The sequence below is a fragment of the Novosphingobium sp. TK46 genome, from assembly GCF_055361525.1.
In genome coordinates, this window is the sequence record NZ_CM143963.1 from 2,656,301 (window position 1) to 2,673,047 (window position 16,747).

At 64.7% G+C, this 16,747-nt stretch carries 19 protein-coding genes and 1 tRNA gene; 19 read left to right on the top strand and 1 reads right to left on the bottom strand.

What is annotated here, in order from left to right; translation table 11 throughout:
• Position 1: 1 nt before the first annotated feature.
• The 9 genes from frr to rpmE all read left to right on the top strand — a co-directional run bounded on the left by frr (position 2) and on the right by rpmE (position 9,078).
• Positions 2-559: a ribosome recycling factor gene (frr, locus tag ACXJ1Z_RS12630; RefSeq protein WP_463777072.1), complete on the top strand. Its 558-nt coding sequence runs from the start codon at positions 2-4 to the stop codon at positions 557-559.
• Between the two features lie 31 nt (positions 560-590).
• The gene (uppS, locus tag ACXJ1Z_RS12635; RefSeq protein ID WP_463777073.1) at positions 591-1,280 is read left to right on the top strand and encodes a polyprenyl diphosphate synthase; all 690 of its coding nucleotides are present in this window, start codon (positions 591-593) and stop codon (positions 1,278-1,280) included.
• On the top strand, positions 1,240-2,034 hold the full coding sequence (locus ACXJ1Z_RS12640) for a phosphatidate cytidylyltransferase (protein WP_463777075.1): 795 nt from the start codon (positions 1,240-1,242) through the stop codon (positions 2,032-2,034). Before uppS ends, ACXJ1Z_RS12640 begins: the two co-directional genes overlap by 41 nt.
• Positions 2,031-3,191 carry a 1-deoxy-D-xylulose-5-phosphate reductoisomerase gene (locus ACXJ1Z_RS12645; RefSeq protein WP_463777077.1) on the top strand — a complete coding sequence of 387 codons (1,161 nt, stop codon included), beginning with the start codon at positions 2,031-2,033 and terminating at the stop codon, positions 3,189-3,191. The genes ACXJ1Z_RS12640 and ACXJ1Z_RS12645 overlap by 4 nt, the downstream gene beginning before the upstream one ends.
• Positions 3,188-4,573, top strand: a complete 1,386-nt coding sequence (gene rseP, locus ACXJ1Z_RS12650; RefSeq protein WP_463777078.1) for an RIP metalloprotease RseP — start codon at positions 3,188-3,190, stop codon at positions 4,571-4,573. The genes ACXJ1Z_RS12645 and rseP overlap by 4 nt, the downstream gene beginning before the upstream one ends.
• Positions 4,574-4,766: 193 nt before the next feature.
• Positions 4,767-7,532, top strand: a complete 2,766-nt coding sequence (gene bamA / locus ACXJ1Z_RS12655; protein ID WP_463777080.1) for an outer membrane protein assembly factor BamA — start codon at positions 4,767-4,769, stop codon at positions 7,530-7,532.
• Positions 7,532-8,233 carry an OmpH family outer membrane protein gene (locus ACXJ1Z_RS12660; RefSeq protein ID WP_463777082.1) on the top strand — a complete coding sequence of 234 codons (702 nt, stop codon included), beginning with the start codon at positions 7,532-7,534 and terminating at the stop codon, positions 8,231-8,233. The genes bamA and ACXJ1Z_RS12660 overlap by 1 nt, the downstream gene beginning before the upstream one ends.
• Before the next feature lie 14 nt (positions 8,234-8,247).
• Complete coding sequence (fabZ, locus tag ACXJ1Z_RS12665; RefSeq protein WP_463777083.1) at positions 8,248-8,691, top strand: 3-hydroxyacyl-ACP dehydratase FabZ; 444 nt, start codon at positions 8,248-8,250, stop codon at positions 8,689-8,691.
• 159 nt (positions 8,692-8,850) lie between these two features.
• The gene (rpmE, locus tag ACXJ1Z_RS12670) at positions 8,851-9,078 is read left to right on the top strand and encodes a 50S ribosomal protein L31 (RefSeq protein WP_463777085.1); all 228 of its coding nucleotides are present in this window, start codon (positions 8,851-8,853) and stop codon (positions 9,076-9,078) included.
• A gap of 61 nt (positions 9,079-9,139) precedes the next feature.
• Here rpmE and ACXJ1Z_RS12675 read toward each other — a convergent pair whose 3' ends face one another.
• Complete coding sequence (locus tag ACXJ1Z_RS12675) at positions 9,140-9,469, bottom strand: PilZ domain-containing protein (RefSeq protein WP_463777086.1); 330 nt, start codon at positions 9,467-9,469, stop codon at positions 9,140-9,142.
• Between the two features lie 177 nt (positions 9,470-9,646).
• Between ACXJ1Z_RS12675 and ACXJ1Z_RS12680 the strand changes: the two genes are divergently transcribed.
• The 10 genes from ACXJ1Z_RS12680 to ACXJ1Z_RS12725 all read left to right on the top strand — a co-directional run bounded on the left by ACXJ1Z_RS12680 (position 9,647) and on the right by ACXJ1Z_RS12725 (position 16,640).
• Entirely contained in the window at positions 9,647-10,201 is a 555-nt protein-coding gene (locus ACXJ1Z_RS12680) for a superoxide dismutase family protein (protein ID WP_463777087.1), read from the top strand.
• Positions 10,202-10,462: 261 nt separating this feature from the next.
• Positions 10,463-10,539: transfer RNA gene (locus ACXJ1Z_RS12685), tRNA-His, on the top strand.
• Between the two features lie 60 nt (positions 10,540-10,599).
• On the top strand, positions 10,600-11,664 hold the full coding sequence (locus tag ACXJ1Z_RS12690) for a Glu/Leu/Phe/Val family dehydrogenase (protein ID WP_463777088.1): 1,065 nt from the start codon (positions 10,600-10,602) through the stop codon (positions 11,662-11,664).
• A gap of 65 nt (positions 11,665-11,729) precedes the next feature.
• Complete coding sequence (gene ccmC, locus ACXJ1Z_RS12695; protein ID WP_463777090.1) at positions 11,730-12,485, top strand: heme ABC transporter permease CcmC; 756 nt, start codon at positions 11,730-11,732, stop codon at positions 12,483-12,485.
• On the top strand, positions 12,485-12,625 hold the full coding sequence (locus ACXJ1Z_RS12700) for a hypothetical protein (RefSeq protein ID WP_463777091.1): 141 nt from the start codon (positions 12,485-12,487) through the stop codon (positions 12,623-12,625). The genes ccmC and ACXJ1Z_RS12700 overlap by 1 nt, the downstream gene beginning before the upstream one ends.
• On the top strand, positions 12,622-13,071 hold the full coding sequence (ccmE, locus tag ACXJ1Z_RS12705) for a cytochrome c maturation protein CcmE (protein WP_463777092.1): 450 nt from the start codon (positions 12,622-12,624) through the stop codon (positions 13,069-13,071). The genes ACXJ1Z_RS12700 and ccmE overlap by 4 nt, the downstream gene beginning before the upstream one ends.
• Positions 13,068-15,014 (top strand): heme lyase CcmF/NrfE family subunit, encoded by a 1,947-nt coding sequence (locus ACXJ1Z_RS12710; RefSeq protein WP_463777094.1) that lies wholly within the window; start codon positions 13,068-13,070, stop codon positions 15,012-15,014. The genes ccmE and ACXJ1Z_RS12710 overlap by 4 nt, the downstream gene beginning before the upstream one ends.
• Positions 15,011-15,568 (top strand): DsbE family thiol:disulfide interchange protein, encoded by a 558-nt coding sequence (locus ACXJ1Z_RS12715; protein WP_463777095.1) that lies wholly within the window; start codon positions 15,011-15,013, stop codon positions 15,566-15,568. Before ACXJ1Z_RS12710 ends, ACXJ1Z_RS12715 begins: the two co-directional genes overlap by 4 nt.
• Positions 15,565-15,984 carry a cytochrome c-type biogenesis protein gene (locus tag ACXJ1Z_RS12720; protein WP_463777097.1) on the top strand — a complete coding sequence of 140 codons (420 nt, stop codon included), beginning with the start codon at positions 15,565-15,567 and terminating at the stop codon, positions 15,982-15,984. Before ACXJ1Z_RS12715 ends, ACXJ1Z_RS12720 begins: the two co-directional genes overlap by 4 nt.
• The gene (locus tag ACXJ1Z_RS12725; RefSeq protein ID WP_463777099.1) at positions 15,981-16,640 is read left to right on the top strand and encodes a tetratricopeptide repeat protein; all 660 of its coding nucleotides are present in this window, start codon (positions 15,981-15,983) and stop codon (positions 16,638-16,640) included. Before ACXJ1Z_RS12720 ends, ACXJ1Z_RS12725 begins: the two co-directional genes overlap by 4 nt.
• The last annotated feature ends 107 nt before the right edge of the window (positions 16,641-16,747 follow it).

Consider the following 16,747-nt stretch of genomic DNA (forward strand, 5'->3'; position numbering starts at 1 on the left):
TATGGCCAAGTTCGACAAGGCCGATCTCGAGCGTCGCATGAAGGGTGCCGTGGAGGCACTTTCCGGAGATCTCGCAGGTCTGCGTACCGGACGCGCCAGCGCCAACCTGCTCGATCCTGTAACCGTGACCGTCTATGGCAGCCAGATGCCGTTGAACCAGGTGGCCTCGGTCTCGGTACCCGAGCCGCGGATGATCTCGGTGCAGGTGTGGGACAAGATGAACGTCGGCCCGGTGGAAAAGGCGATCCGCTCGGCGGGGCTCGGCCTCAACCCGATCAACGACGGCACCACGCTGCGGCTGCCGATCCCGGACCTGACCGAGGAACGCCGCAAGGAACTTGCCAAGCTGGCCAGCTCCTATGCCGAAAAGGCGCGCGTGGCCGTGCGCAACGTGCGGCGCGACGGCATGGACAACCTCAAGACCGACGAGAGCAAGAAGGAAATCTCCGAGGACGATCGCAAGCGGTCCGAGACCGAGCTCCAGAAGCTGACGGACGAGCAGATCAAGGCCGTCGACGAGGAGTTCGCCCGCAAGGAAAAGGAAATCCTGGGCAAGTGAAGCCTGCCGCAGCGATCGGGCAGGGCCACGCATGAGCAAGGATGAGGCGCCCAGGGCGCGCCATGTCGCCATCATCATGGACGGCAACGGGCGCTGGGCGAAAAAGCGGCACATGCCGCGCGCACTTGGCCACCAGCGCGGTGTCGAGGCGGTCCGCCGCGTGGTCAAAGGCGCGCGCGAGTTCGGGTTGGAGGCGTTGACGCTCTATGCGTTCTCGACCGAGAACTGGCGCCGGCCCGAAGAGGAGGTTTCCGACCTCATGTCGCTGATGAAGCGCTTCATCCTGTCCGATCTCGAAGAGATCGCGCAGGCCGGGGTGAGGCTCAAGATCATCGGCAACTACAAGGCGTTCAAGCCCGACGTGGTCGAGATGATCGACCGTGCGATCGCGCGTACCGCTGACAACACCGGCACGGCGCTGGTGGTCGCCCTCAATTACGGAGCGCATGACGAGATCGCCCGCGCGGCCAGTGCGGCGGCGTGCAAGGGGCCGATCACGCCCGAGACGATCGCGGCGGAACTCGATACCGCGGACCTGCCGCCGCTCGACCTGTTGGTACGCACCTCGGGCGAGGAGCGATTGTCGAATTTCCTGCTGTGGCAGGCCGCCTATGCCGAGATGTATTTCACCGATGTGCTCTGGCCGGATTTCACCGCCGAGCATCTGAAACAGGCGATGGATGCCTTTGTCGCTCGCGAACGGCGCTATGGTGGACGCTGACGAGATCGGCCCATCGGTCAAGGTGCCGTTCTGGGTTCGCAACGCCGACTTGCCCAAGCGGCTTGTCACGGCGGTCGTCATGCTGGTGGTCGCAGGGACCGCGTTGTGGCTGGGCGACATGGCGTGGACCGTGTTCGTGCTCATCGTCGGTATCGGCGTGTGGTTCGAATGGAGCGCGCTGGCGCTGCAGTTCAAGATATCTACCAGGGCGCAGACCCTCTGGCGCGCGGCGGGTGCCGTCTATTGCGGCATGGCCAGCGCGATCCTGATCCAGGTGCGGCAGGAAGCGGCCGGTGCCGCGCTGGTGCTGCTGATCGTCGGCGCGGTCGTGGGTACCGATGTCGGAGCCTATGTCATGGGGCGCACGCTGGGTGGTCCCAAGATCGCACCGCGGATCAGTCCGTCCAAGACCTGGGCAGGGTTGCTGGGCGGCATTCTGGGTGCAAGTCTGGTGGTGTGGCAAGTGCTCGCCAACGCCGACCGCATTCTCGCAGCTGCGCCGGATGCGCAGATTACGGCGGTGCAGACGGCGGCCAATCCGATGGCCATTCTCGGCATGGGCCTCGTCATCGCCGTGGTCGCGCAAGCCGGCGACTTCTTCGAAAGCTGGATGAAGCGCAGCGCCGGCGTGAAGGATTCGGGAAAGCTGCTTCCCGGCCATGGCGGGTTGTACGACAGGGTCGATGGCCTCTTGGCCGTGCTGGTGGTATTCGGGACGATCTTCATCACTATCCGGCTATCCACGCTTTCATGACATCCCGTTCCCTTACCCTGCTGGGCGCTACCGGTTCGATCGGTGCGTCGACTCTCGACCTGGTGCGCCGCGATCCGGGCGCCTGGCGGGTCGTGGCGTTGACCGCCAACTGTCAGGCCGGCGAACTGGCCAGGCTCGCACGCGAGTTCGGTGCCGAGGTCGCGGTCGTGGCGGATGAGAGTTGCCTGGCGGAACTGCGCGAAGCGCTCGTCGGATCGGGCATCGAAGCCGCCGCCGGTGCCCAAGCGCTTGTCGAAGCGGCCTCGCGCCCGGCCGATATCGTGCTGGCCGCGATCGTCGGTTGCGCCGGTCTCGCGCCGACGATGGCCGCGATCGAGCAGGGCAAGGTCGTAGCGCTCGCCAATAAGGAGGCGCTGGTGTCTGCAGGCGAGGTGATGACCGCCGCCGTGCGTCGCTGCGGAACGGTGCTACTGCCGGTCGATTCAGAGCATAACGCTATCTTCCAGTGCCTTGCCGGCAACGACCCCGCCGACGTGCGATCGATCACCTTGACGGCAAGTGGCGGGCCGTTCCGCGACTGGCCGATCGAACGCCTGTCGACGGCCACGCCGGCGGAAGCGGTGAAGCATCCGAACTGGTCGATGGGCGCCAAGATCAGCGTCGATTCCGCGACGATGTTCAACAAGGGGCTCGAGTTGATCGAGGCGTACCACTTGTTTCCCGTCGGCCTCGATCGCCTGCGCATCATCGTCCACCCGCAATCGGTGGTTCACTCCATGGTCGAGTATCGCGACGGCTCGACGCTGGCGCAACTCGGGCCGTCGGACATGCGCGTTCCGATCGCATCGGCGCTGGCGTGGCCGCGGCGCATGGAGACGCCGCTCGCGCCGCTAGACCTTGCCGCGATCGGCGAATTGACGTTCCGCGCGCCCGACGAGCTCCGGTTTCCCGCAACGCGGCTGGCGCGCGAAGCTGCCGAGGCTGGAGGCGCAGCGCCCGCGGTGCTCAACGCCGCCAACGAGATCGCTGTCGCCGCGTTCCTGTCCGGTCAGATTGGGTTCACGCGGATTGCGGCAGCGGTGGCCAATGTCCTTGAATCCTATGCTGCGCCAGCTCCGGCGTGCCTTTCCGACGTCTTCGCCATCGATCGCGAGGCGCGTGTCCGCGCGCGTGAACTGATGGAGGCACTCGCTTGACCGGGGCGCCCTCGCTGTTGACGATGATCGTCGGGTTCCTGCTGGTGCTCGGGCCCTTGGTGGTGCTGCATGAACTGGGGCACTATCTCGTCGGTCGCTTGTTCGGCATCAAGGCGGATGCGTTCTCGGTCGGGTTCGGCAAGGAGCTCGCCGGTTTCACCGACAAGCGCGGCACGCGCTGGAAGCTGTCGGCGCTGCCGCTGGGTGGTTATGTCCAGTTCGCCGGTGACATGAACCCGGCCAGCGCACCGTCGTCCGAGCAGGACGGGCTCAGCCCGGCCGAGCGCGCGCAGACGTTCCATGCCAAGCCACTGTGGCAGCGCGCGCTGGTCGTGCTGGCCGGGCCGCTCACCAATCTGATCTGCGCCGTCGCCATCTTCGCGGCCTTCAACCTGGCATATGGCCGCATCGTCGCCACGCCCGCAGTCACGGGTTTTGCGCAAGAGTCGGATGGCGCCACCGCCGGGCTGCGGGTCGGCGACCGGATCGTCGCGGTGGACGGCAACAAAATCGAAAGCGCGACCGAGATCCCCGGCTACGTGGTCCCATATCCCGGGCGTACCGTGTCCCTAGCGATCGACCGCGATGGACGAACGCTGATCGTTCCGGTCAAGCTGACGTCGCGGACGATCAAGGATCGGTTCGGCAATGGCGGTGCCATCGCCGACCTTGGTGTCGATTTCTCGCAGCCGGTCGTCGCGATGGTCGCGCCCAAATCGGCGGCCGCGGCTGCCGACATCGAGGAGGGCGATCGCCTCGTGCTCATCGATGGCCAACGCACGTCGTCGGCGCTGGACGTGATGCGGATCGTCGGTGAGCGACCCGGCAAGACAGTGCCCGTCGTGCTCAAGCGCGGCGACCAGACCTTGTCGATCACCGCAACCATCGCCTCCCAGCAGGTGGAGGGCGGCGATACGCCTGGCCGCAAGATCGGGCGCCTGGGCGTGGGGTTGGCCCGGGGCGAGCAGGTTCCAGTCAACCTGATCGAGGCGGTTCGGATCGGCTTGGACCAGAGCTTCGGCGTGATGCGCATGATGGTAACCGGGCTGGTTCAGATCTTCGCGGGAGAGCGCTCGGTCAAGGAACTGGGTGGCCCGATCAAGATCGCGCAGTATTCCGGCGAGCAATTGAGCCTGGGATGGCTGCCCTTCGTGCAGTTCGCGGCGCTGATCTCGATTAACTTGGCATTCATCAACATCCTGCCAATTCCCGGGCTCGATGGTGGACATCTGGCCTTCTATGCGGCCGAAGCGGTTCGCCGGAAGCCTCTCAATCTGCGAAGCCAGGAATGGGCGGTTCGCACCGGCATCGCACTCGTGCTTACGCTGATGCTGATCGTGACGATCAACGACATTGTATCGCTGCCGATTTTCGGGGGTTAGCGCACGGTTTTTCAGGCGAGCGGATGTCCGGCTTTGGAATGGCTGCTTGATCGGCCATTCGCCATCGGGCAGAGGGCGACGATTGTATGTGGTAGCTTGCCGGCAAGTCTGGCCTGCCGCGTGCCGCTCGATCGGGATCGACTAATACGGCGCGCGGGCGCCAACGGGATTTGCGTTGATGATGGGATGGGAAATGGTTCGCAGCGATAAGGCCCGGCGTGCCTCCGGGTGGGCCGCGGTGCTCCTGGGGACCACGGGGCTGACGGGCCTTCCGGTGATGGCGCATGCCCAGGATGCCCCGGCGACGCCGCGCCCTGCACCTTCCGCGGCGCCGGGGCGTGCTCCTGCGCCGACGCGCGCGGCGGCCCGTGCAGGCCGTGCCGCGACGGCCTCGGCGCCGGTCGTGGCGGCTGAGCCCGCGCAAGTCATCCAGACGCTGCGCGTGACGGGGGCCGAGCGGCTTGAGCCGCAAACCGTGCTTTCCTACGTCAAGCTGCGCGCCGGCCAGCCTTACACCGCCGCCGTGGCCGATCAGGCGCTCAAGGATCTTTACGAGACCGAGCTTTTCGCCGACGTCCAGGTGAACAACGACGGCGGCGTGGTGACGATTCAGGTCAAGGAAAACCCGGTCGTCAACCGCATCATCCTTGAAGGCAACAAGCGCATCAAGGACGAGAAGATCTTGCCGGAGATCAAGGTCGCGCCGCGCCAGATCTTCACGCGATCCAAGGTGCGCGCCGATGTCGCCCGCATCATCGAGCTTTATAAGCGGCAGGGCCGCTACGCCGCGACCGTCGAGCCGAAGATGGTCATGCTCGACCAGAACCGCGTCGATATCGTGTTCGAGATCACCGAGGGCGACAAGTCGAAGGTCCGCCAGATCAACATCATCGGCAACGACAAGTTTTCCGATGGTGAACTGCGCGGGCAGATGGTCACCAAGGCTGCCGGCTTCACCAAGATCTTCAGCTCGGCGACCAGCTACGATCCCGATCGCATGGCGTTCGACCAGCAGAAGCTGCGCCAGTTCTACCTGACGCAAGGCTATGCCGACTTCCGCGTCGTGTCCGCCGTGGCCGAACTGACGCCGGACAAGAAGGACTTCATCATCACGTACGTGGTGGAGGAAGGCCAGCGCTACAAGTTCGGCGAGGTGAAGGTCGACAGCCAGCTGCGCGACTTCGACAGCGAAAAGCTCGCCGCGCGTCTGCCGATGAAGCAGGGCGACTGGTACAACGCCAAGCTGGTCGAGGACACGATCGAGCAGCTGAACGACACCGCCGGTGCCTTCGGCTATGCCTTTGCCGACGTGCGGCCGAACTACGATCGCAACAAGGAAGACCTCACCATGGGGCTGACCTTCGTGATCGCGGAGGCACCGCGTGTCTATGTCGAGCGGATCGACGTCAACGGCAACACGCTGACGCAGGACAAGGTCGTGCGCCGCGAGTTTCGCCTGGCCGAGGGCGACGCCTTCAACTCGCTGCAGGTCAAGCGCTCGACCAACCGCATCAAGTCGCTCGGCTTCTTCCAGGAAAAGTTCGAAGTCGAGCAGAAGCCCGGATCGACTGACGATCGCATCATTCTCGAAGCCAACGTCGAAGAGAAGCCGACCGGCGAACTGCAGCTGTCGGCGGGCTTCTCCAGCCTCGAAAGCTTCATCTTCCAGGCCTCGATCCGCCAGCGCAACTTCCGTGGCCGGGGCCAGACCGTCGGCCTGTCGGGCAGCTACTCGCGCTATTCCAAGAGCGTCGAGGCGAGCTTTACCGAACCTTACGTATTCGACAAGAACGTCTCGCTTGGCGTGAACGTCTATCGCCGCGATCTCAATAGCTTCAATCAGGTCAATAATAATCGCGATACGACGTATCAGCAGACGACAACCGGTTTCCAGGTTCGCGCGGGCGTTCCGCTCACCGAGTATCTGACGGCCGTTGCCAGCTATACCCTCAACTACGATGACGTCTCGCTCGACAACAGCTACTATTCCGATCGGCTTAACCCACCCAATCTGAGCTGCGAGCCGTTTATTGCCGGACGTTATCTTTGCGATTCACTCGGCAAGCGGCTGAGCTCGATCGTCGGCATGTCGCTTATCTACGATACGCTTGATAATCGCGTCCGGCCGACGCGCGGCATCACAGCCGCGATCAACGCCGATGTTGCGGGCCTGGGCGGCGATGTAAGCTACGTGCGATTGCGTGCGAACGCTTCCAAGTTCACCAATCTTGGCAAGGGTTTCATCTTCTCGTTATCCGGCGAGGGTGGGGCTATCAAATCGCTGAACAATGATGAAATTCGCCTGACTGACCGTTTCTATCTTGGTGAACCACAAATCGGCGGGTTTGACATTCGCGGCGTTGGTCCACGCGTACTCCGCAAGCCGTATGTCGACGCCGACGGCAATCAATTGGCGAATGCACCCAATCCGAACGATCCCCTCCAAGGCTTGTCGACTAGGCGCCGCGACTGGACTGACGACGCCTTGGGTGGGAAATACTATTATCTCGCGAAGGCGGAGCTTGAAATCCCGCTTGGTTCGGGTGCACGTGAACTCGGCTTGCGCCCCTCGCTATTTGTAAATGCAGGCTCTGTGTTTGGCATCCGAAATCCGGGGGTGACTACCCTTTTGCAGCAGACTTCAATCCCGCAACTCGACGGTTCGGGAAATCGGACATTCGATCAGACGTGCGGTACGACCACCACTGTTGTCAGTGGAAACGGAGCTACCGCGCCTGCAGTGCCTGCTGGCTGCACACAGACCTTGAGAGGTATCCCGCTAAATGCCTTCAACGAACAATTCGTTGGCGATACCTGGAAGCCTCGCGTTTCGGTCGGCATCGGCGTCAACTGGAACTCTCCATTCGGTCCCTTCCGCATCAACTTCTCCAAGGTTTTGGTGAAGCAGGAAGGCGACGATACGAAACCCTTCAACTTCAACGTGGGAACGCAATTCTGATGAAGAACATCGTCAAGACCGCGATCGCGGCAAGCCTGGTGATCGGTACCGCCGCCGCGCAGCCTGCGGTTGCGCAGGATAGTGGCATCGTGGTTCCCGGTCTCGCGATCGCCAACCTCGATGCGGTGATCGCCAACGCCAACGCCTACAAGACCGCCGAAACGCAGCGCCAGACCACCTACAAGGCGCAGATCGACCAGGCGACGGCGCGCGGCAGCGCTCTGAATGCGCAGCTCAAGCCGCTGGCGGACAAGTTCAACGCCGATCGCCAGTCGGGCAAGGCATCGCAGGCGTCGCTCGAGCAGCAGGCGGCCGCGATCCAGCAGTTGCAGCAGTCCGGCGAAGCCGAACTGCAGCGCATCCTCCAGCCGGTCGCGCTGTCGCGGGCCTATGTGCAGGAGCAGGTCGAGGACAAGCTCGATGCCGCGGTCAAGAGCGCCATGGCCAAGAAGAAGGTCTCGCTGCTGCTGAACCCGCAGTCGGTGCTGGCGGTCAACAACAATGCCTACAACCTCAACCAGGACATCCTGGCCTCGCTGAACACGTCGCTGCCTTCGGCGCAGCTGGTCCCGCCGGCCGGTTGGCTGCCGCGTCAGGCGCGTGAGCAGGCGGCACAGCAGGGCGGCGCCCAGCAGGGCGCGCCTGCAGCGGCCGCTGCCGCCCCGGCTGCTGCCGCCGGCAAGCAGCCCACGGGCCGCTGAGACCCGAACCGACGATGAGCGAAGTCATCTACGATCACGCCAAGATTCTCTCGGCGTTGCCTCACCGTTATCCGATGCTGCTCGTCGATCGAGTGGTGTCGGTGACGGACGAGGAGATCCACGCGGTCAAGGCGGTAAGCTTCAACGAGCCGTTCTTTCAGGGGCATTTTCCCGGACGGCCGATCATGCCGGGCGTCCTCCAGATCGAGGCCCTGGCGCAAGCGGCCGGGATCCTGGCCGTCGAAAACCTCGGCCTGGCCGGGACCGGCAAGCTCGTCTATTTCATGGCGATCGAGGAGGCGAAGTTTCGCGCTCCGGTCGAGCCCGGCGTGCTTTTGACCTTGCGCGCCGGTTTCGTCCAGAAGCGGTCACGCGTGTGCAAGTTCTGGGGCAAGGCTCTGGTCGAGGACAAGGTGACATGCGACGTCAACTTTACGGCGATGATCGCGGATAGCTGATCGTCGTCCAGGCATTCTCCCCTGGTCGCCAACGGCCAGCGGTGATCGGGGCGACCCCTGCTGAGATTCCCGAACTTGCTTTTGTGCGGGGGCCGAGCTATGCGCCCCGCTTTCCGAAGGCAGGCCGGTCGGAACCGGCCAAGCGAAAGAGTTGAGACGATGAAGGCCGATACCCATCCCGACTACCACAAGATCACCGTGCAGATGACGGACGGCACCACCTTTCAGACGCGCTCGACCTGGGGCAGCGAAGGTGACACGCTGGTGCTCGACATCGATCCCACCTCGCACCCGGCATGGACCGGCGGCAAGGCCCAGTTGCAGGATGGCGGTCGCGTTGCCCAGTTCAACAAGCGTTTCGGCGGACTCAGCCTCAAGAAGAGCTGATCGGCTCTTCGACCGATTACGAACAAGGGCGGCTCCAGCGGGGCCGCCCTTTTCTTTTGTGTCAACTCATCAGTGCTTGCCAGTCGGGTCGCTCGGCGCTGATCGGACGAAGCAGTTCGAGTCCGGCCAGGGTCCCGCGACGCCAGCGTACGATGCTTTCCAGCGATGGACCCGCCGCCAGGGTGATCGCCACGAAACGTCCCGGCTGTGCCCATGTCGCCTGTGTCTCCACGCAACAGCCATTTGGCGATACATCGGTCAGCCGGCCTTGCTCGGGATCTCTTCCGGCCATGCCGAGGCTGACGCAGGCATCATCGTCGATGCGGATCCCGCGCCGACGATCGGCATCGTCCGAGGCTACAACGTCGAGCAGGCGAAGGGGGGCGGGCATGGAAGCAATGTCCTCTCGGATGAAGCCCATCCATCGCATGATCGTGCTTAACCGTTCCGTACGCCGCCATAGGTGTGTTCACCTGCATGCCATCCCTGCTGGAACATGAACGGGCGCTCGCCGTTTGATGAGCGCGCGGGCGAAACTCGCCATGCGATAGCAGCCAGGAGATATGCCATGATCCGCAATTTGATGATGTCTTGCGCGGCAGCCGCTGCGATCGTGGCGACGCCCGGTTTGGCGCAGAACGCCGCAGGGGCCAAGGCCGCGCCCGAGATGATCCATGCCGACATGATCGGCCTTGATGGCAATAGCCTGGGTATGGTCATGCTGCAGGAGACGCCCACCGGTGTGCTCATCACCTCCGATCTGAAGGGCGTGCCCGCTGGCGAGCATGGCTATCACTTCCACGAGAAGGGCGTTTGTGACGCCAAGCAGAAGTTCACCACCGCTGGCGCGCATTTCGCCCCGGGCGGCACCCAGCACGGCCTGATGGTCAAGGGCGGACCGCATGGCGGCGACATGCCCAACCAGCACGTCGGCGCGGATGGAATGTTGGAGAGCCAGGTACTCAATACCGGCGTGACGCTGGCTGCAGGGCCGAAGTCATTGCGCGACGCCGACGGATCCGCCTTGGTTCTTCATGCCAAGCCTGACGACTACAAGACCCAGCCTTCGGGTGACGCGGGTGATCGTCTGGGCTGTGCCGTGATTGCCGCTCCCAAGCGCTAAGGTCCTTGCCCGATTGGTGGCGCCTTCGGGCGCTGCCAATCGGTCATTCCACCCATGGATGTTCGTGCTGATTCGCGGGCACTTGATCGGACGACAAAAAACACCGGCGTAACATTGTTGCGTGCTTGTCGAGCGAGGCCAACTTTTTACTTTGCATTTCGCCCGCCTTGTGCGAGAGCGCGCTCCCGCACCGATGACTGCTTGCAGTCGTCGATAGCGTTACCCTAAGGCGCCGGCTCCGGCATGCGCGCCGGGGTTGTGGCGATCGTAGCTCAGTTGGTTAGAGCGCCGGTTTGTGGTACCGGAGGTCGTGGGTTCAAGCCCCATCGGTCGCCCCATCTCTCCTTCGTTTTCAGCGCCATGCCCCAACTGTATTTTTTGCAAACGGGGATTGATCCGTGGCCGCATTCTGGACCCAAGCCGATTTCGATGCGCACGAAGGCGTGCATTTCATCCATGATCGCGCGAGCGGCCTGACCGCGATCATCGCGCTGCATTCCACGCATCTGGGCCCCGGCGCCGGCGGCACCCGCTTCTGGCACTACGCCGAGCCCGAAGATGCCTTGCGCGACGCGCTTAGGCTTTCGCGCGGCATGAGCTACAAGAACGCCATGGCCGGTTTGCCGATGGGTGGTGGCAAGGCCGTGATCCTTGCGGGCCCCGATCGTCAGAAGACACCCGAATTGCTCGCCGCATTCGGAGACGCGATCGACGCGCTGGGCGGCCGCTACATCACGGCCGAGGATGTCGGCATGGGCGAATCCGATATGGTCGCGATCTCGGAACGAACACCATACGTAACCGGATTGCCCGCCACGGACAGCAGCGCTGCGGGGGGTGATCCCGGCCCGTTCACCGCTAAAGGCGTGTATCTGGGTATCAGGGCAGCGGTCGCGCACAAGCTGGGCCGTGACAGCGTCCAGGGAGTGCATGTCGCGGTGCAGGGGACCGGCAGCGTCGGCGGTGGCGCCGCGCGGTTGCTTGCCGAAGCCGGCGCGCGACTGACGCTGGCCGATGTCGACACCGATCGCGCGGCGGCTCTGGCGACGGAACTGGATGCGCATGTGGCGGCAGCGGATGCCATCATGGATGTCGAATGCGACGTTTTCAGCCCCAACGCGCTCGGCGCCATCCTGGACGATAAGGGCATCGCCCGCTTGCGTGCGCCGATCGTGGCGGGAGGTGCGAACAACCAGCTGGCGCGTCCGGATCATGGTGCCAAACTCGCGGCCAGAGGAATCCTCTACACGCCCGATTACGTCATCAATGGCGGCGGCATCATCGCGGTGACGCTGGAATACCTGGCGCGCCGGGACGGTCACGCCTGCGATGTCGCCCAAGTGCACGAGGCGGTCGCCGCGATCCCCGCGCGGCTCCACAAGATCTGGGACGAGGCCGCCGCCAGCGGACAGACCCCCGACGCGGTGGCCGATGCGATGGCGCAGCGGCTGATCGGACGCTGACAGGCACGTCGTGGCCGTAAGTTATCCTTGCCGCGCCGCCTGCGCGTACTAGAAGCGCGCCTGTCATGCATGGCTTCGCCAATCCGGCCCGTTTTCTGCGAATCGCGCGCTGGCTCACGCCGTCGTGCCTGGTGGTCGGCATCGTCGTGGCCACGCTGGCGCTCGGCTGGGGGCTGTTCCTCGCGCCCGCGGAGGAACTGCAGGGCGAAACCGTGCGTATCATGTACCTGCACGTCCCGTCGGCCTGGCTTGGGATGGCCGGCTGGATGGGCATCGCCGGGGCCAGCTTCGCGGAACTGGTCTGGCGCCATCCGCTCGCCGGCATCGCCGCGCGTGCCTGCGCGGTGCCAGGTGCGGTATTCGCCGCGGTATGCCTTGCCACCGGTTCGATCTGGGGCCGTCCGGCGTGGGGCACCTGGTGGGTCTGGGATGGCCGGCTGACCAGCATGCTGGTACTGCTGTTCCTCTACCTCGCATGGCTGGCACTTTCGCGCGCGAGCATCGAGGCTGGGCGTGGCCAGAACGCGGCGCCGGCGATTTTCGGCCTGGTGGGGGCCATCAACATTCCGATCATTCATTATTCCGTGCTGTGGTTCGAAACGCAGCATCAGCGTCCCAGCATCACGCTTGGCAAGTCCGCGATTTCGGGTGACTTCCTGTGGCCGCTGTTGCTGGCGACGCTGGGCTTCTCGCTGATCTTCGGCGGGGTCGTGCTGGCGCGGATGCGGGCGATCCTGGCCGATCAGCAAGCCGAAACGCGGTTGCGCCGAAAGGCCATGGACGCGCCTGGCTTCGGCGCCGACTTCGAAGCGGTATCCTGATGCGCGAGACCTTCGATCCGTGGACGTTCATCGTTGCCGCCTATGCGCTCGGGATCGGCGCCACCGCGATCATGGTCGCATGGTCGTGGCTGTCGATGCGGCGAGCAGAGAAACGCCGGGACGAGAGTCGGCGGCGATGATCAAGCCCAAGCACCAGCGGCTCGTTCTGCTCGTCGTCGCGCTGATCGTCCTGACCGCCGCGGCCTTGCTCGCGGCCTGGGCGCTCAAGAGCCAGGCGAGCTATTTCTACGTGCCGAGCGAGATCGTCGCCAAGCCGCCGGCCGCCGACAGTCCGGTCCGATTGGGCGGGATGGTGGAGCGCGGGTCCCTGAAAACCGCCGCAGACGGCGTCACCATCGATTTCGTTGTGGGAGACGGCAAGGCGCGGGTGCCGGTGCGCTTCGCTGGCATCGTGCCTTCCTTGTTCGTCGAGGGTTCGGGTGTCGTCGCCGAAGGGCACATGCGGACCGATGGTGTCTTCCTGGCCGACAACCTTCTGGCCAAGCATGACGAGAACTACGTCCCACGCCAGATGCAGAACATGACCCGAGATCAAGCCAGGAAAGTCGTGGCCGAAACGAAATGATCGCTGAACTCGGCCTTGCCGCGCTTTGGCTCGCTGCTGCGCTGGCCTTGCTACAACTTGTCGCCGGCGGTCTTGCGCTGACCCGCAGGGGTGAGGCGCTGGGCGGGATCGTGCGGCCTGTCGCGGTCGTTCAGGGGATTCTGGCGCTGGTCGCGTTCCTGGCCTTGATCCGCGTGTTTGCGGTCACCGATCTGTCGGTCAAGCTGGTGGCGCTCAATTCGCATTCGATGAAGCCGTTGATCTTCAAGATCGCCGGTGCCTGGGGCAATCACGAAGGTTCGATGCTGCTGTGGGTTTCGGTCATGGGCCTGGCCGGCGGTTTCGTCGCGCTGGTAGAGCGCCGCCTGCCCGAACGCACGATGCTGGCGACGCTGGCGGGGCAGGCGTTCGTCAGTCTCGGCTTCTACGCCTTCCTGCTGATGGCCTCGAATCCGTTCGAGCGGCTGAACCCGGCACCGCCCGAAGGCAACGGCCTCAATCCCTTGCTTCAGGATCTTGGCCTCGCGTTCCATCCTCCGACGCTCTACCTTGGCTATGTCGGGCTTTCGATCGCTTTCAGCTTCGCCATCGGCGCGCTGGTCACGCGTGAGGTCGGCCCGGCGTTTGCGCGAGCGATGCGGCCCTGGGTGCTGGCGGCGTGGATATTCCTGACGCTGGGCATCACCGCCGGATCGTACTGGGCCTATTACGAACTGGGCTGGGGCGGCTGGTGGTTCTGGGATCCGGTGGAGAATGCCTCGCTGATGCCGTGGCTGGCGGCGACCGCGCTGCTGCATTCGGCCGGCGTTCTGGCCGCACGCAACGCCCTTCGCGCGTGGACGATCATGTTGGGCGTGGTCGCATTCTCGATGTCGATGATCGGGACGTTCCTCGTGCGCTCGGGTATCCTGACCAGCGTGCATGCGTTCGCGGTGGATCCGACGCGCGGCTCGTTCATCCTTGCCTTGCTGGTCATCAACATCGGCGGTGCGCTGCTGCTGTTCGCCTTGCGCGCCAACACCGTCACCGAGGGCGAGCGCTTCGCCGTCGTCAGCCGCGAGGGCGCGCTGGTGATGAACAACGTGCTGCTCTCCGCGATCCTGGGCATCGTCCTGTTCGGCACGCTCTATCCGCTGGTCGCCGAGGCCCTGGGCGCCAAGGTTTCGGTCGGACCACCCTATTTCAACCCGATGAGCGCATTGTTCTTCGTGCCGATGCTGCTGGTGCTCGCGGTCGGCCCGCTGCTGCGCTGGCGGCGCGACAAGCCGGGGCGCTTCGCCAGGCGGCTGTTCTTTCCTCTGGCGGCCGTCGGCATGGCGGCGTTGGCGGTCGTGGCGATCGGTGGAGCCGGGATGCTGCCCTTTCTCGGGCTGGTGCTGGGCGCCGGGCTGGCGGTGGCGAGCCTGCTGCCGCTGCGCGACCGCAACCTGCGCCGCACGCCGCTGCCGATCTGGGGCATGGTGCTGGCGCATTTCGGCGTGGCCGTATCGCTGTTCGGCATGGCCAGCGACAGCGCCTGGTCTATCGAGCGCCTTGTGGCGCTGCGACCGGGTGAAAGCACCACGGTCGGCCCATGGGCGGTCCGTCTCGCCGCGATCGAGCCGGTTGCCGGGCCGAACTGGACCGCGCTGGAAGGCAGGCTGGTCGTGCGATATGAAGGTGACGTGCCGCAGGCCATGCGTCCGCAAGCGCGCAACTTCTGGGCGCCGCCCCAGCAGACCAGCGAATCGGCCTTGCTGACTCGCTGGAACGGTCAGCTTTACGGGGTGCTGGGCGAGGAAGCGTCCGATAACCGCTGGCAGCTTCGATTGTGGTGGAAGCCGTTCGTCACGCTCATCTGGCTGGGCGGCATCCTCATCGCGCTGGGCGGGGTGCTGGCGGTGGTCGGCCACGTTTCCAGCGATCTGCGCCGGATCGTCGCCCGCGGAAAGATCGCGTTCCGGCGTGAGCAGCAAGGCCGATGAGCGAGATTTTACCCTCATCGCCAATTCGGCGCGGCTGGACCATCTGGCTGCCGCTTGTCCTGTTTCTCGGCTTCGTCGTGCTGGTCACGATCGGTCTGCTGCGTCCTGCGGATCGCAATGTCGCCAGCACCCTCATCGACCGGCCGCTGCCGTCGTTCACGCTGCCCGGCTCGCTTCCGGGGACTCCGGGCTTGGATAGCGCGCAGCTTGCCGAGGGGCGTCCGCGCTTGCTCAACATCTTTGCCAGCTGGTGCCTGCCCTGCAAGGCGGAGTCGCCGCAGCTGCTGCAATTGGTCAAGCTAGGCGTCGAGATCGATGGTATTTCCGTGCGCGACCGGCCCGACACTCTGCGCGCGTTCCTCGACGAGAACGGCAATCCCTATCGTCGTATCGGCGCCGACGATGCCGGGGCGGTGCAGTTGGCGCTCGGCTCGTCGGGCGTGCCCGAGACTTACGTGATCGATGGCAAAGGGCGCATCCGCTACCAGCATATCGGCGATATCAGGCCAGAGCATGTGCCGCTGCTGATCGAGAAGTTGAAGGCGGCGCGATGACCGAATTGCGTTTCATCCTGGCGGTGGTTCTGGCCTTCGTCGCGATGCCCGCCCTCGCGCAAGAAATGCCGTCGACCGCACCTTACGCGTACCGTCAGCTGGACGACGCCGCGCAGGAGGCGAGCGCACAGGCCCTGATGGAGACGTTGCGGTGCCTGCAATGTCAAGGCCAGTCGATCGCCGACTCCGACGCGCCGATCGCCGGATCGATGCGGTCGCTGGTGCGCGAACGTATCGCCGGGGGAGAGCAGCCCGAGCAGATCCGATCCTGGCTGATCGAGCGTTATGGCGATTATGTCAGCTACGCGCCGCGCATGAACGCGCTTACCTGGCCGCTGTTCGCGCTGCCGCTGGTCCTGATCGCGCTGGCGGCTTTCGTGTTGCGTCACCGTTTCCGGCGCGGGGATCCGACATGACCTGGGTCGTTGCGCTTGCTTTGGCGGCTATCGCGTTCGTCTTTGCCGTGGTCGCGCTGCGTGCACCGCGGCGGGGTTGGGAAGCAATCGGTGCCGCCCTGCTGTTCGGTGTTGCCGGGTACGCCCTGCAGGCCAGCCCCGGGGTTCCGGCATCGCCGACGCTTCCGCACGAGCAGATTTCGGGCGACCCTGCGGCGCTCGTCAAGGCGCGCAGGCAAGTGACGAAAAGCGGGATACCGCCGACGGATCGCTGGGTGGTGATCGCCGATGCGCTCGCCAGGCGGGGACAATTCGCCGATGCGGCGGAAATCCTGCGCGGTTCGGTGGAGAAGGATCCCAGGAACGCCGAAGCATGGTTGGCGATGGCCAATGCGCTCGTCGCCCACGCCAACGATACGCTGACCCCGGCCGCGCTCTATGCCTTTCGTCGCGCATCGGCGGCAGCGCCCGAACATCCTGGCCCGCCGTATTTTCTGGGTCTCGCATTGGCACAATCGGGGCAGTTCATGCAGGCAAGGGCGGTCTGGGGGCGGCTGCTCGCGGCGACGCCGCCCGACGCACCCTGGAGCGCAGACCTCCGCGACAAGCTCGCACGGCTGGACGGGATCATCGCTGCGCAAGGCGTGCGGCAACAAACCGGGGCAGGGCGACGTTGAGTTGCGTTGCGAGGGTTTATTCATGCTGCTAACGGCCGCTCATGGCGCAGATGCGAGACGGTTTTCCGACTGCAGTGACGGTGCGCGCGCGTGAGTGACGCGGCGCC